This window comes from Cupriavidus sp. DB3, assembly GCF_020418465.1.
GTDB classification, from domain to species: Bacteria; Pseudomonadota; Gammaproteobacteria; order Burkholderiales; family Burkholderiaceae; genus Cupriavidus; species Cupriavidus cauae.
In genome coordinates, this window is sequence record NZ_JAIZPL010000003.1 from 862,024 (window position 1) to 875,759 (window position 13,736).

Genomic DNA, 13,736 nt, shown 5'->3' on the forward strand with positions numbered 1-13,736 from the left:
TGGCGCCAAAGGAAAACAGGAAACGGCATGCTGGCCTATCTGCTCAAACGCGTTCTGCTGATGATCCCGACGCTGATCGGCGTCATCACGCTGACCTTCGTCGTGATCCAGTTCGTGCCCGGCGGCCCGGTCGAGCAGATGATGATGGAGCTCAAGGGCCGCGGGGGCGGCGGCGAGGCCAGCGGCGGCGGTGCCGAATATCGCGGCCGGCGCGGCGTCGACCCCGAGAAGATCAAGGAGATCCAGGCGCTGTACGGCTTCGACAAGCCGCCGCTGGAGCGCTACTGGATGATGCTCAAGCGCTTTGCGCAGTTCGATCTGGGCCAGAGCTACTTCCAGCACCGCAGCGTGTGGGAGCTGGTCAAGTCCAAGCTGCCGGTGTCGGTCAGCCTGGGCCTGTGGACCTTCTTCCTGACCTATCTGATATCGGTGCCGCTCGGCATCGCCAAGGCGATCCGGGCGGGCAGCCGCTTCGACGTGGTGACCAGCATGGTCGTGCTGGTCGGCTACGCGATCCCGGGCTTCGTGCTGGGCGTGCTGCTGCTGGTGCTGTTCGGCGGCGGCACCTTCGTGCAGTGGTTCCCGCTGCGCGGCCTGACCTCGGACAACTGGGAGCAGCTGTCCCTGATGGGCAAGGTGATGGACTATCTGTGGCACCTGGTGCTGCCGATCACCGCGTCCGTGGTCGGCAGCTTCGCCGTGGTGACGATGCTGACCAAGAACGCGTTCCTGGAAGAGGTGCGCAAGCAGTATGTGCTGACCGCGCGCGCCAAGGGCCTGTCGGAGCGGCGCGTGCTGTGGAAGCATATCTTCCGCAATGCGCTGATCCCGCTGGTGACCGGCTTCCCGGCGGCCTTCATCGGCGCCTTCTTCACCGGCTCGCTGCTGATCGAGACGCTGTTCTCGCTCGACGGACTGGGCCTGCTGTCCTACGAGGCGGTGCTGCGCCGCGACTATCCGGTCGTGCTCGGCACGCTGTACCTGTTCACGCTGATCGGCCTGGTGACCCGGCTGATCTCCGATGTCTGCTACGTGCTGGTCGACCCCCGCATCCATTTCGAGGCCATGCCGCGATGATCCCGCGTTGGCAAACTCCTTTCCGCTCGACCCCGCGGCCGCCGCGCCTGGACCGGCTGCCGTCCTCGCTGTCGCCGCGCCAGCGCGCCTGGCAGCGCTTCCGCCGCAACCGGCTCGGCTACTGGAGCCTGATCGCCTTCGTCGTGCTGTTCGTGCTCAGCATGTTCGCCGAGGTGCTGTCGAGCGACCGCCCGCTGGTGGTCAAGTACCGCGGCGAGTGGTATTTCCCGATCGTGCAGACCTATGCCGAGACGACCTTCGACGGCGACTTCCCGACCCCGACCGACTATCTCGATCCCTTCATCCGCCAGCGCATCACCAGCAACGGCAACTGGGCCATCTATCCGCCCAACCGCTATTCGTACGACACGCTGAACTACTTCGCCAAGGAGCCGAATCCCGCGCCGCCGTCGTCGGAGAACTGGCTCGGCACCGACGACCGCGGCCGCGACGTGCTGGCGCGGCTGATCTACGGCTTCCGCGTGTCGGTGCTGTTCGGCCTGGCGCTGACCGTGATCGGCGTGGTGATCGGCACCATCACCGGCGCGCTGATGGGCTTCTTCGGCGGGCGCTTCGACCTGATCTCGCAGCGCGCGATCGAGATCTGGAGCTCGATGCCCGAGCTGTATCTGCTGATCATCTTCGCGTCGATCTTCGAGCCGAGCCTGGCGCTGCTGATCATCCTGCTGTCGCTGTTCGGCTGGATGGGTTTGTCGGACTACGTGCGCGCCGAGTTCTACCGCAACCGCTCGCTCGACTACGTCAAGGCGGCGCGCGCGCTGGGCCTGTCCAATGTGCAGATCATGTGGCGCCATATCCTGCCCAACAGCCTGACGCCGGTGATCACCTTCCTGCCGTTCCGCATGAGCGCCGCGATCCTGGCGCTGACGAGCCTGGACTTCCTTGGCCTGGGCGTGCCGCCGACCACGCCGAGCCTGGGCGAGTTGCTGGCGCAGGGCAAGGCCAATCTGGACGCGTGGTGGATCTCGCTGTCGACCTTCGGCGTGCTGGTGGTCACGCTGCTGCTGCTGACCTTCATGGGCGACGCGCTGCGCGATGCCTTCGATACGCGGTTGGGCCTGGCGGCGCTGCGCGGCCGGGTCGAACCCAAGCTGCCCGACCCCTCGGCGGGATCGGCGGGCGGACCGGCGGCGGACGCCGCGGCGGCGGGGCAGTCCGCCGCGGGAGCGCGGCCATGAACGACCTTCCGATCACGATGCCGCCGCAGCCCGTGGGCGCACCCCCGGACGCCGCCGACCCGGCGCTGATCCGCGTCGACCGCCTGTCTGTGACCTTCGGGGACGGCCCGGAGGCGACCCGCGCGGTGCGCGATGTCAGTTTCTCGCTGCGACCCGGCGAACGCTTCGCGCTGGTCGGCGAGTCCGGCTCCGGCAAGACCGTGACCGCGCTGTCGATGCTGCGGCTGGTCGAGGATGCGCGCTACCAGGGCGCGATCCACTTCGAGGGGCGCGACCTGCTGCGCGTGCCCGACCGGGAGATCCGCGCGATCCGCGGCAGCGACATCGCGATGATCTTCCAGGAGCCGATGACCGCGCTGAACCCGCTCTATACCGTCGGCAACCAGATCGTCGAGACGCTGGAGCTGCACGAGGGGCTGGACAAGCGCGCCGCGCGCGATCGCGCGATCGCGCTGCTCGAGCGTACCGGCATCGAAGAGGCCGCGCACCGCTTCGACAGTTTCCCGCACCAGCTGTCGGGCGGCCAGCGCCAGCGCGCGATGATCGCGATGGCGCTGGCCTGCCGGCCGAAGCTGCTGCTGGCCGACGAGCCGACCACCGCGCTCGACGTCACCATCCGCGTGCAGATCCTCGAGTTGCTGCGCGACCTGCAGGCCGAGTTCGGCATGGCGGTGATGCTGATCACGCACGACCTGAACATGGTGCGCGCGTTCGCCCAGCGTATCGGCGTGATGGAGCAGGGCGTGCTGGTCGAGATCGGCGAGACCGCCGAGGTCTTCGCCAACCCGCGCCATCCGTATACGCAGCGGCTGATCGACAGCCGCCCCCGGCGCGACGTGGTGCCGGTGCTGCCGCTGGCGCCGACCCTGCTGAGCGCGCGTGGACTTGACGTCAACTACACGCGCAAGCGGCGCGGGCTGGCGGGCTGGTTCGGGCGCGACGTGGTGCGCGCCGTCAAGGAGGTCGACTTCGATCTGCGCGAGGGCGAGACGCTGGGCATCGTCGGGGAGTCCGGCTCGGGCAAGACCACGCTCGCCCATGCCGTGCTGGCCCTGCAGCGCAAGAGCGGCGGGCAGATCCAGTTCCTCGGCCGCAGCCTGGACCAGGTCAAGCGGGCCGAGCGGGCGTCGCTGCGGGCCCGGCTGCAGGTGGTGTTCCAGGACCCGTTCGGCTCGCTGTCGCCACGCATGACGATCGAGCAGATCGTCGGCGAAGGCCTCGCGCTGCATCAGCCCGGTCTGTCGCGCGAGGCGATGCGTGAGCGCGTGATCGAGGCGCTGCGCGAAGTCGGGCTGGACCGGACCGCGCTGGGACGCTATCCGCATGAATTCTCCGGCGGACAGCGCCAGCGCATCGCCATCGCGCGCGTGCTGATCCTCAAGCCGCAGGTGGTGGTGCTCGACGAACCGACCTCCGCGCTCGACGTATCGATCCAGCAGCAGGTGCTGGCGCTGCTGGCGCAGCTGCAGCGCAAGTACAACCTCAGCTACCTGTTCATCAGCCACGATCTGGCCGTGATCCGGGCGATGGCGCACCGGGTCATCGTGATGAAGGGCGGCGAGGTGGTCGAGGCGGGCGAAACCGAGGCGGTGCTGGGCGCACCGCAGCATGCCTACACGCGCAAGTTGATGCGGGCCGCCCAGCTCGGCATGGATTCGGTGCTGGGGCGGGGCCTGGAACCGCGTCCTGGAGACGTGGGCGGCTGGCCGGGTTGATCCCGCCGATGTCTCCGCTCCATGTCCGCGCTCATGTCCGATATTGCGGTCAATCGGAAGAATTAGCGTGCAAGTCCCTCGCTATTCCGTTGATTACATGGCGATTTCGGCCGATTTTGTAACGAACTTTGACATCGCTGGCGTGACCTTATACCATCCCGCGAGAACTTGATGTGTGGGTGGTTTGCACGCCGCACGTCTCCTGGCGGATGCATGCACGCCGTGCCCCGACGCCGTTGTCGGGATGATTCGGTGCCGACATCCGCCCTCAGCAGTTTTTCCACATAGTCATCTCCGATCCACACGACGATGGATTGCCGCGTCGCGTGAGGGATCGTGTGATTTGAACCATCCGAACCGGAACCAACGGGAGAACCCATGCAGCGAACGGTGCTTCATTCCCTGGCGCGTGCCGCCATCGGACTGACCCTGGCATGCGGCGCGGCCTTGTCGAATGGAGCCCTGGCTGACACGGTGTTCAAGGAACCCGGCGCGGAGCTGAGCGTCGAGGCCCCGCAGCAGTCCGAGCCGAGGAAGGGCCTGCTGTCGTCGATGATGAATTCGACGAGCCATGTCGCCAACAAGGCCGGCGACCTGGTGATGAACGCGCTGGGCCTGATCGGTGTCCGTTATCGCTTCGGCGGCAACACGCCGGAATCGGGCCTGGACTGCAGCGGCTTCGTCCGCTACGTCTTCAATGACACCTTCGGCTTCATGCTGCCGCGGCGCTCGGTCGAGATCAGCCGCGTCGGCACCAACGTCGCCGCGCACGAGCTGCGCCCGGGCGATCTGGTGTTCTTCAACACGATGCGCCACGCGTTCTCGCATGTGGGCATCTATATCGGCGACAACAAGTTCGTGCACGCACCGTCGACCGGCAGCAAGATCCGCGTCGACGACATGCGCTCGGCCTACTGGGTCACGCGCTACAACGGCGCGCGCCGCATCGACGATATGCCCGAGCGCGACAACGGCGCGGCAGGCGGCATCGGCGGCATGGTCGAGACGCTCAAGCGCTTCGATCCGAACGCCAGCGGACGCACGTTCTACGGCGGCTGAGCGGCGAGGGCGCCGCGCGGCGCCGATCGGTGCGACACGGTGTCGAATCGGCGCCAATCCGTGCCGATCGCCATGCAACAAAAAGGACTGCCTCGGCAGTCCTTTTTGTTTGCCTCGTTTGTTTGCGCGGTCGTTCCTTGCGCCCGCCTTGTCTACTTCCGCGCCTACTTCCCGCCGCCTACTTCCGCCGCCTACTTGCCCGCAATCGGAGCGACCGGCTGCAGCCGCGCCTGCGCCAGCTTCTCGCGCAGCGCGGGCAGGGCGGCGACGGCGGCCTTCTCGCCGGCCAGGATCGCGCGGTTGCGCGCGCCGAAGTCGCTGCCGCTCATGTCGGGCAGATCGGGACGGATCACCACGTCGGCGCGCGCCAGCGCAAGCCGGTTGATCGATTGCCCCATGATTGCCGTGGTCTGCAGCAGCACGCCGCTCTGGCCGGCATTGTTCTGGCTGGCCGGATCGGCCGAGATATTGACCGCGATGACGAAGTCCGCGCCCATGCTGCGTGCCGAATCCACGGGCACCGGCTCGACCAGGCCGCCGTCGACATAGTCGTGCCCCTGGATCGACACCGGCTGGAACACGCCCGGCACGCTGCTGGAGGCGCGCACCGCCTGTCCGGTGTTGCCGCGCCGGAACAGGATCGCGCGGCCCGTCTTCAGGTCGGTGGCGACGATGCCCAGCGGGATCTTCATTGCCTCGATCGGCCGGTTGTCCACCAGCCGGTTCACATAGTTCTGCAGCGCCTCGCCCTTGAGCCAGCCGCCGAAGCGCGTGCCGAACGGCAGCGCCCAGTCGGCGATGGTGGCCTCGTCCATCTTCAGCGCATGCTTGTTCAGCTCGAAGCCGTCCATGCCGGAGGCGTACAGCGCGGCGACCACGGCGCCGGCGCTGGTGCCGGTGACCAGGTCGGGGCGGATGCCGTGCGCTTCCAGCGTCTTGATCACGCCGATATGGGCGAAGCCGCGCGCGGCGCCACCGCCCAGCGCCAGGCCGATGCGGATGGGCCGCGGCGGCGGCGTGACCGCGGACGGTTCGGCGGGAGTGTCAGGCTTGGGGCCCAGGCTGCAGGCCGCCAGCAGGGACGCCGCGGTGGCGCCCGCCGCCGCGCTCAGGAAGGTACGTCGTTGCATGCGGGAAATGAAAGGGTCGGGCGGGAGGTCGGTCCGCCGGTCCGCCGGTCCGCCGGTTCGTCGGTTCTTAAGCGAGCCACCGGCGCCATTCGAGGGCGGGCCCGGCGGGGCAGCGGTTCGGACGGGGCGATAGCATAAACGATTCCGCCGCGCGGCCTGCGGAACGGGCAGGGGTGACAGATATGCCTGCCGGGGGTGACAGGGGCCTTTGCTACAATAACCCGCTCCGAATCGTCGGCCCCGCCTGTTGCTGCGCGGGCCTTTTTGTTTGCCGAGTTTCCGCGGTATTCCCCCTGTTTCCCGTCTATGACCACACGCGTCCGCACCCGCTTCGCCCCGAGCCCGACCGGCTTCATCCACCTGGGCAATATCCGCTCCGCGCTGTATCCGTGGGCCTTCGCCCGTCGCATGAAGGGCGATTTCATCCTGCGCATCGAGGACACCGACGTCGAACGCTCGTCGCAGGAAGCGGTCGATGTGATCCTCGAAAGCATGGAGTGGCTGGGCCTGGACATCGACGAGGGCCCGTTCTACCAGATGCAGCGGATGGACCGCTACCGCGAGGTGGTCCGGCAGATGCTCGACGCGGGCCTGGCCTACCACTGCTATATGAGCACCGAGGAGCTGGACGCGCTGCGCGAGGAGCAACGCGCGCGCGGCGAGAAGCCGCGCTACAACGGCTTCTGGCGGCCCGAGCCGGGCAAGGTCCTGCCGACGCCGCCGGCCGGCGTCGATCCGGTGGTCCGCTTCAGGAATCCGATCGGCGGCAGCGTGGTGTGGGACGACGCGGTCAAGGGCCGCATCGAGATCTCGAACGACGAGCTCGACGACCTGGTGATCGCGCGGCCGGACGGCACGCCGACCTACAACTTTTGCGTGGTGATCGACGACCTCGACATGAAGATCACCCATGTGATCCGCGGCGACGACCACGTCAACAACACGCCGCGCCAGATCAACATCATCCGCGCGCTGGGCGGCACGCCGCCGGTCTACGCGCACCTGCCGACCGTGCTGAACGAGCACGGCGAGAAGATGAGCAAGCGCCATGGCGCGATGGCGGTGACCGCCTATCGCGACGAAGGCTATCTGCCCGAGGCGGTCCTGAACTATCTGGCGCGGCTGGGCTGGGCGCATGGCGACGCCGAAATCTTCTCGCGCGATCAGTTCGTGGAGTGGTTCGACCTCGAACACCTCGGCAAGTCGCCGGCGCAGTACAACCCCGAGAAGCTGGCCTGGCTGAACAACCACTACATCAAGGTCGGCGACAACGAGCGGCTGGCCGAGCTGACCCGACCCTTCATCGAGCAGCTGGGTGGCAAGGTGGAAGGCGCCGACCTGGTCGGCGTGGTCGCGCTGGTCAAGGATCGCGCCAATACGCTGAAGGAGGTCGCGCAGACCGCGCTGCTGTTCTATCGCGGCGAGCCGCAGCCCGATCCGGCGCTGAAGGCAGAGCACCTGACCGCCGAGATCGTGCCGGCCGTGCGCGCGCTGGCCGAGCGCCTTGCTGGCCTGGCCGAATGGCGTCGCGAGGCGATCTCCGCCGAGTTCAAGGCGGTGCTGGCCGAGTTCGGCCTGAAGATGCCGAAGCTGGCGATGCCGGTGCGGTTGCTGGTGGTCGGCCAGCTGCAGACGCCGAGCATCGACGCGGTGCTGGAACTGATCGGCCGCGATACGGTGCTGCGCCGGCTGCAGGCCGGTGTGGGTGCCTGATTCAGCAAAAAAAGTTGCGGCAGGGGCTTGCGCTTTTGCCGCGACTTGCGCATAATCTCTTTCTCCCTGCAGCGCGGTTCAACACCAAGCGGGCATCACGGCAGTACCGCGGCGGTAACGGCGGCGAATATCCAAAGCGATATCGACGACAAGCCGAAGCAGTAAAAAAGTGAAATAGGGGCTTGCAAAAAAGCAAGGCTGTTATATAATCTTGGCTTCGCTGGAAACGACAAGATAATCGCTTCGGTAAAACGAAGGATAATCTGGAAACGAAAGACGAAACGCCGGTGGCAATAACGGCGGCAGCAGTACTTATGGGGCTATAGCTCAGCTGGGAGAGCGCTTGCATGGCATGCAAGAGGTCAGCGGTTCGATCCCGCTTAGCTCCACCAAAATTCCAGCGGTAACATCAGCAGCACGGTGTTATCCGTTTCCGCAAAGCGGCTCGCCGCGATGCGCGAAACAAGACGGAACGTGTTGAAAAACAGGTTTCTGTCCCCTTCGTCTAGAGGCCTAGGACATCACCCTTTCACGGTGAGTACAGGGGTTCGAATCCCCTAGGGGACGCCAGATAATGGGCGTAATCAAACGTCCAGATTATTGGTAAAGCCTGCACCTCGGTGCGGCAATATCGATAAGCCGACTAAGGAGTGGTAGTTCAGTCGGTTAGAATACCGGCCTGTCACGCCGGGGGTCGCGGGTTCGAGTCCCGTCCACTCCGCCAAAACTGAACCCGCATGGTTAACGCCATGCGGGTTTTTCTTTTTGGTTTTCCTTTTTGGCGCGGGATTTTGCCGCCCGATTCGTCCGGGCGGAAGGGCGGAGCGCCGCGAGTGCGGTGGGGTTCGACCTCTGGCCTCAATCCCCTCAGCTGCGCTCCTCGCTGATCCGAATGAAATAGAACACCAGCAGCGCCCCGGCAATCGCCAGGCTCAGGCTGTTGGCCAGCCAGAAACCGGCGGCGCCGTGCGTGAACGCCGGCATCCCGTCGATCAGCCCGAAACCCAGCACATAGCCGCCGCCCAGGCCGATTCCCCACAGCGACACCGCATAGATCACGGTCGGCACCAGCGCAATCTTGTAGGCGCGCAGCACGAAGGCCGTGGTCACCTGCACGGCGTCGAAGGCCTGATAGAGCGCGACGAAGGTCACCAGCGGCAGCGCGGCCTGTACCACCGCCGCATCGCTGGCATAGGCCCGCAGCACCGGCGCGCGCAGCAGCCATAGCGTTGCCCCGACCGCCAGCGCCAGTGCCGCCGCCAGCCGGATGCCGCGCCAGCCGACGCGACGCGCGCCGGCCCGGTCGCGCGCGCCGACCGCCTGCGCCACCAGCGTCGAGGTGGCAATGCCCAGCGACAGCGGCAGCATATAGGCCACCGCGCCGAGGTTGGCGATGATCTGGTGGCCGGCCAGCGTCACCGTGCCCAGCCGCGTGATGAAGACCGACATCAGCGTGAACGAGGTGATCTCGATCAGATAGGTCAGCCCCATCGGCACGCCCAGCCGCAGCAGCGCCCACAGATGCGAACGCATCGGCCAGCTCCACGCGGCAAAGATGCCCAGCGGGCGATAGGCGCCGCCATGGCGCAGGATCAGCGCGCCGGACAGGCACCACATCCAGCTGATCAGCGTCGACGCCAGCGCGCAGCCCGGCCCGCCCATCGGCGCCAGGCCCAGCCCGCCATGGATGAACCACGCGTTGAGCGGTATCTTGACCGCCAGCCCCAGCAATTGCAGCAGCGTCACCATGATCGGCCGCGACAGCGCATTGTTCAGCGCCGAATAGATGCGAAAGCCCAGCGCCGCGGGCAGGCCGAACGCCTGCAGATGCAGGTAGGCGGTGGCCTTGTCGACCAGTTCGGGCGGCGCCTTGGCGAACGCCAGCAGCGGGCCCGGAAAACTGAGCAGCAGCATGCCCGGCACGGCCAGCGCCAGCCCCAGCCACGCGGCCTGGCGCACCTCGACGCCGATCTCGGCGTGGCGGCCCGCGCCATAGAGCTGGCCGGCGATCGGCGCCAGCGCCTGCAGCACCCCCATCAGGCTGATGTAGACCGTCACGTAGATCGAGCCGCCCAGCCCGACCGCGGCCAGGTCGGTGGCCGAGGCGCGGCCCGCCATGATGGTGTCGATCACGCTGAAGGCGATCACGGCCAGCTGGCCCACCAGCACGGGGCCGGCCAGCGCGGCGATGCGGCGAAGGTCCTGGGTCAGGGTCATGGTCGTTCGAGGGCGCGGGCCGGGCGATGGCAGGACAGTTGCGCGAGGGCGCCGGGAGGGGCGGAGCAAGGGCAGGCAGCGCAGGCAGGGCTGGCAGGCGAGGAAGCGCCGGCTGCCCCGCGCTGCCAGCAACCGCCGATCAAGGCTGCCGCGGCAGCCGGCGCGTGCTCTTGCGCGGCGGCGGCGCGGGCGGCTTTTCGATCAGCTGGTACATGCGGAAGCGTTCATCGCGGTCCGAGGGGCGGCGGCCTTCCCAGATCAGCCGCCATTCGAAGCGCGAGATGCTGGACGGCTCGCCGTAGTCGACCGGGTCGTGCCGCAGCAGCACGTCGCAGCCGTCCTCCGGGCCGCCGAAGCGGAAATGCCCGAAGAACGCGAACGAGGCCAGCTGCGCGTCGCCCATGCGGATCGGCTGCACGCACTCGTAGGTGGTCGGCAGCGCCATCGAGGCGGCCTCGGCCACATCGCGGTAGGTCTTGCCGTAGTTGATCGACGGGAGCCACAACGTCATCGCCATCACCCACATCAGCGTGGTGCCGGCGGCCGAGATCACCACCGGGCGCCAGATCTGCTTGGGCGCGCGCGACAGCCGCCAGCGCACCACCAGCACCCAGGCCGCGGTCGCCGCGAGCGCGAACAGCACCGCGCTGGCCGAGAACACATGCAGGTAGCCGGGCAGCTGCTTGAAGATGTTGTTGGCGATCCGCGGCGGCCAGCCGGTCGTCTTGGCCAGCCACATGAACCAGACGGTGCCGCCGAAGATCGTGAAGAACAGCAGCGCGAACCAGTCGATCGCGTTGATGGTCGCGCGCGTCAGCGTCGGCAGGCCGAAGGCCGCCAGCACCGCCATCGGCGGCAGCAGCAGGATGAACTGCACGTCGCCGGGCTGGCGCAGCATCAGCAGCAGCACGAACAGCGGCAGCAGCAGCGCCAGCGGCAACGCGACATGGGGACCGCGCCGCATGCCGGCCCAGCTCAGCCAGGACCAGATCGCGATCGGCCACACCGGCCACGAGAACAGGAAGAAGTTGCGGGCGACGAAGCCGATCGCGAAGCCGTTCGGCCAGCTGTAGGTACGCCGGTCGTAGCGCGACCATTCGCGGATGAAGGCGACCGCCTCGTCGCGATGCGCGGCGCCGAAATAGGTCGCCGCCATCCACGCCGCGACCATCGCCAGCGCGATCGGCAGGGCGATCGTCAGCACGCGCCGCAGTGGCAGCGGCTTGCAGACCAGCGCGCCGATCAGGATCGCGGCAAACAGCACCAGCGGCAGGATCGGCCCGCTGGCCAGCGTCAGCGCGCCCAGGCCGGCGCCCAGCCACAGCGCGCCCTGGGTCGGCATGTCGAGGCTGCGCACCAGGCCATACAGGCTCATCGCGACGAAGCAGACCTGGCCGACCTGCGGCGTGGTCTCGTGCCCGCGCATGGCCAGGCCGACGCAGGCCAGGAAGATCAGCAGCGCGCCATCGGCCAGCGTGCGGCCGTAGTCGCGCGCATTGGGCTGGCCGCCGAAGGCGAAGGCGAAGGGCTGCACCTCGGCACGGCGTCCGAGCAGATAGGTCGCGTACCAGATGAAGGCGCAGGTCGCGAAATAGAACAGCGCGGTGGCGAGCCGCGCGGCATCGGGCGCGCCAAGCCACCCGCCGGCCAGGCGGATCATCGTCGCGCCGACCCAGAACACCAGCGGGCCGTCCTGTCCGTAGGGCCGGCCGGCGATATTGGGCATCAGCCAGTCGTGCAGCCCGCCGATGGCCAGCTGCCACATCACGCCGAAGCCGGCGGCGTCCTCGTTCTTCCACGGGTCGCGGCCGAACAGGCCGACGGCGCCGTAGATGATGCAGATCGCCAGCAGCAGGGCGCGGGGCAGGGCCCCGGTGGCGGCGGCGGTCAGGTGGACGCGGGAGGCTTTGACGGGACTCATCGATCGGTCAGCGGACTGGGCGGCGTGGATTGGCGCTGGCTTGGGCGTCGGTTTTGGCGTCGGCTTGAGCGCCGGCCAGGGCGCCGGGCTCGCACCGGACTGGGCGGGCGCGGTCGACGGCGTGCATCGGAAAGACGACCGCGCTGCGCCAGACGCGTTGCAAAAGCAAAGAGGCAGCCTAGGCTGCCTCTTTTAACACAATGTGCACCGGTTCCTGCAGGAAGGCGCGCATCGGACGGCGGCAGAAGGCATGCGGGATGCGCTGCCGGCGCCGTCTCTGGTCCAGCCGGATTACTTCGCGGCCTTGCCCAGCTTGCTGCCGAACTTCTGGCGGAACTTCTCGACGCGGCCAGCCGTGTCCATGATCTTCTGGGTGCCGGTGTAGAACGGGTGCGATTCCGACGACACTTCGATCTTGGCCAGCGGGTATTCCTTGCCATCCTTCCAGGTGATCGTTTCCTTGGTCTGGATGGTCGAGCGGGTCAGGAAGCTGAAGTCGCACGACACGTCGACGAACACGACTTCGCGGTAATTCGGGTGAATGCCTTCTTTCATGGTGTTTCCTTGCAGGTTGGGTAGCCAGTCCGCGGCCGCCATTGCTGTTGCGCTTGCTGTTGCGATCGCTGGCGGCGAGCGAACCACTTGCCGGTGACGGACAAACGCGGATTATGGCAGAGAAACAAGGACTTGGGCAAGGTGCAACAAGCAGTGCGTCGTTGCGCCGCAGTGCTGCTTTATGCCTCATATGTCACATCGAGGCGGGATCCTGCCGGTAGAACGTCTTCAACAGCCCGTACAGCACCGGCCAATGCCGCGAAAGCCCGGCCGGCTCGACGAAAAACGCCTCGGAAGCGACCGCAAAGAACTCGCCCGGCGTCTCGGCGCCATAGGGATCGATCACACGCATCGGCGCCGGCAGGCGGTCCAGCTCGTCCCAGGCGGCGTCGGGCACCGCGTCGCAGGCGTCGGCAAAGCGCTGGTATTCAGCGTCGAATGTCTGCCCCCACTGGCTTCGCTGCACGCCGGCATGCAGCGCGCGCGAGAAGGGCGGCACGCCATCGGCCTCGCCATCCAGCATGTCGAGCTTGTGGGCGAACTCGTGGATCACCACGTTGTAGGTGTCGTCGGGCTGGTCCGCGGCGGCGTCCAGTCCCGCGCCCGGCAGACTGGCGTCGGGCCAGGACAGGATCACCGGCCCGTGCTCCCATGCCTCGCCGCTGGCCTCCTCGACCACGCCATGCACCAGGCCGATCTCGTCCTCGACGGTTCGCCGGATGATGAATTCGCCGGGATACAGCACGATGCCGTGCCAGCCGCGATACCACTCCAGGCCAAGCCGCAGGATCGGCACGCAGGCCTGCGCCGCGACGCTGACCACCATCTCGTCGGTCAGCACCAGCTCATGCGCGGTCGAATATTCCTTGTCGGCGATGAACAGCGTGGCCAGCTCGCGCAGCGCCGCCAGATCGTCGCTGCCGTAGCGCTGCAGGAAGGGCAGCGAAGATACGGTCTGCCGCCACAGCGCGTCGTCGATCGCGTAGCGGCGCAGCTTGCGCTGGCGCGAGCGGGCATGCAGCAGTCTGGCGAGGCGGGCGAGCATGGTGGCAATCGGTTCAGTCGGTGAATACGGGCAGCGTGGCTGAATACGGCGAGGTGGCTGAATACCGGCGAGGTGGCTGAATACGGGCAGCGTGGCGCGGACGGA

10 protein-coding genes and 3 tRNA genes are annotated in these 13,736 nt (G+C 67.3%); 8 read left to right on the forward strand and 5 right to left on the reverse strand.

Annotated features, from left to right (window positions below):
- Window positions 1-27: 27 nt before the first annotated feature.
- The 4 genes from K7G19_RS13415 (at window position 28) to K7G19_RS13430 (ending at window position 5,050) form a co-directional block, all read left to right on the forward strand.
- Window positions 28-1,077 (forward strand): microcin C ABC transporter permease YejB, encoded by a 1,050-nt coding sequence (locus K7G19_RS13415; RefSeq protein WP_226107634.1) that lies wholly within the window; start codon window positions 28-30, stop codon window positions 1,075-1,077.
- A complete protein-coding gene (locus K7G19_RS13420) occupies window positions 1,074-2,276 on the forward strand; it encodes an ABC transporter permease (RefSeq protein WP_149319847.1) in 1,203 nt (400 codons plus the stop codon). The genes K7G19_RS13415 and K7G19_RS13420 overlap by 4 nt, the downstream gene beginning before the upstream one ends.
- Window positions 2,277-2,293: 17 nt before the next feature.
- Complete coding sequence (locus tag K7G19_RS13425; RefSeq protein ID WP_226107690.1) at window positions 2,294-3,991, forward strand: ABC transporter ATP-binding protein; 1,698 nt, start codon at window positions 2,294-2,296, stop codon at window positions 3,989-3,991.
- 378 nt (window positions 3,992-4,369) lie between these two features.
- Entirely contained in the window at window positions 4,370-5,050 is a 681-nt protein-coding gene (locus K7G19_RS13430) for a C40 family peptidase (RefSeq protein ID WP_149319848.1), read from the forward strand.
- Between the two features lie 191 nt (window positions 5,051-5,241).
- On the opposite strand, the gene K7G19_RS13435 is transcribed toward K7G19_RS13430, so the two are convergent.
- The gene (locus K7G19_RS13435; protein WP_150082646.1) at window positions 5,242-6,180 is read right to left on the reverse strand and encodes a patatin-like phospholipase family protein; all 939 of its coding nucleotides are present in this window, start codon (window positions 6,178-6,180) and stop codon (window positions 5,242-5,244) included.
- A 306-nt stretch (window positions 6,181-6,486) separates the two neighbouring features.
- On the opposite strand from K7G19_RS13435, the gene gltX reads away from it, so the two are divergent.
- From gltX to K7G19_RS13455, 4 genes are all read left to right on the forward strand, one after another.
- Complete coding sequence (gene gltX / locus K7G19_RS13440) at window positions 6,487-7,893, forward strand: glutamate--tRNA ligase (protein ID WP_226107637.1); 1,407 nt, start codon at window positions 6,487-6,489, stop codon at window positions 7,891-7,893.
- A 316-nt stretch (window positions 7,894-8,209) separates the two neighbouring features.
- Window positions 8,210-8,285, forward strand: a tRNA-Ala gene (locus K7G19_RS13445).
- Between the two features lie 102 nt (window positions 8,286-8,387).
- Window positions 8,388-8,463: transfer RNA gene (locus K7G19_RS13450), tRNA-Glu, on the forward strand.
- A 77-nt stretch (window positions 8,464-8,540) separates the two neighbouring features.
- Window positions 8,541-8,617 (forward strand) — tRNA-Asp (locus K7G19_RS13455).
- 143 nt (window positions 8,618-8,760) lie between these two features.
- On the opposite strand, the gene K7G19_RS13460 is transcribed toward K7G19_RS13455, so the two are convergent.
- The 4 genes from K7G19_RS13460 to K7G19_RS13475 form a co-directional block, all read right to left on the reverse strand.
- Window positions 8,761-10,110: an MATE family efflux transporter gene (locus tag K7G19_RS13460; RefSeq protein ID WP_150082644.1), complete on the reverse strand. Its 1,350-nt coding sequence runs from the start codon at window positions 10,108-10,110 to the stop codon at window positions 8,761-8,763.
- A gap of 139 nt (window positions 10,111-10,249) precedes the next feature.
- Window positions 10,250-12,031: a glycosyltransferase family 39 protein gene (locus K7G19_RS13465; RefSeq protein ID WP_149319852.1), complete on the reverse strand. Its 1,782-nt coding sequence runs from the start codon at window positions 12,029-12,031 to the stop codon at window positions 10,250-10,252.
- 291 nt (window positions 12,032-12,322) lie between these two features.
- The gene (locus K7G19_RS13470) at window positions 12,323-12,586 is read right to left on the reverse strand and encodes a type B 50S ribosomal protein L31 (RefSeq protein WP_149319853.1); all 264 of its coding nucleotides are present in this window, start codon (window positions 12,584-12,586) and stop codon (window positions 12,323-12,325) included.
- A gap of 193 nt (window positions 12,587-12,779) precedes the next feature.
- Window positions 12,780-13,631: a M90 family metallopeptidase gene (locus tag K7G19_RS13475; protein ID WP_226107639.1), complete on the reverse strand. Its 852-nt coding sequence runs from the start codon at window positions 13,629-13,631 to the stop codon at window positions 12,780-12,782.
- Window positions 13,632-13,736 lie beyond the last annotated feature (105 nt).

Coding starts and splice junctions, on each gene's coding strand:
- K7G19_RS13420 (WP_149319847.1), top strand. CDS start 1,074: ATGATCCCGCGTTGGCAAACTCCTTTCCGCTCGACCCCGCGGCCGCCG.
- K7G19_RS13430 (WP_149319848.1), top strand. CDS start 4,370: ATGCAGCGAACGGTGCTTCATTCCCTGGCGCGTGCCGCCATCGGACTG.
- K7G19_RS13460 (WP_150082644.1), bottom strand. CDS start 10,110: ATGACCCTGACCCAGGACCTTCGCCGCATCGCCGCGCTGGCCGGCCCC.
- K7G19_RS13435 (WP_150082646.1), bottom strand. CDS start 6,180: ATGCAACGACGTACCTTCCTGAGCGCGGCGGCGGGCGCCACCGCGGCG.
- K7G19_RS13465 (WP_149319852.1), bottom strand. CDS start 12,031: ATGAGTCCCGTCAAAGCCTCCCGCGTCCACCTGACCGCCGCCGCCACC.
- K7G19_RS13470 (WP_149319853.1), bottom strand. CDS start 12,586: ATGAAAGAAGGCATTCACCCGAATTACCGCGAAGTCGTGTTCGTCGAC.
- gltX (WP_226107637.1), top strand. CDS start 6,487: ATGACCACACGCGTCCGCACCCGCTTCGCCCCGAGCCCGACCGGCTTC.
- K7G19_RS13425 (WP_226107690.1), top strand. CDS start 2,294: ATGCCGCCGCAGCCCGTGGGCGCACCCCCGGACGCCGCCGACCCGGCG.
- K7G19_RS13475 (WP_226107639.1), bottom strand. CDS start 13,631: ATGCTCGCCCGCCTCGCCAGACTGCTGCATGCCCGCTCGCGCCAGCGC.
- K7G19_RS13415 (WP_226107634.1), top strand. CDS start 28: ATGCTGGCCTATCTGCTCAAACGCGTTCTGCTGATGATCCCGACGCTG.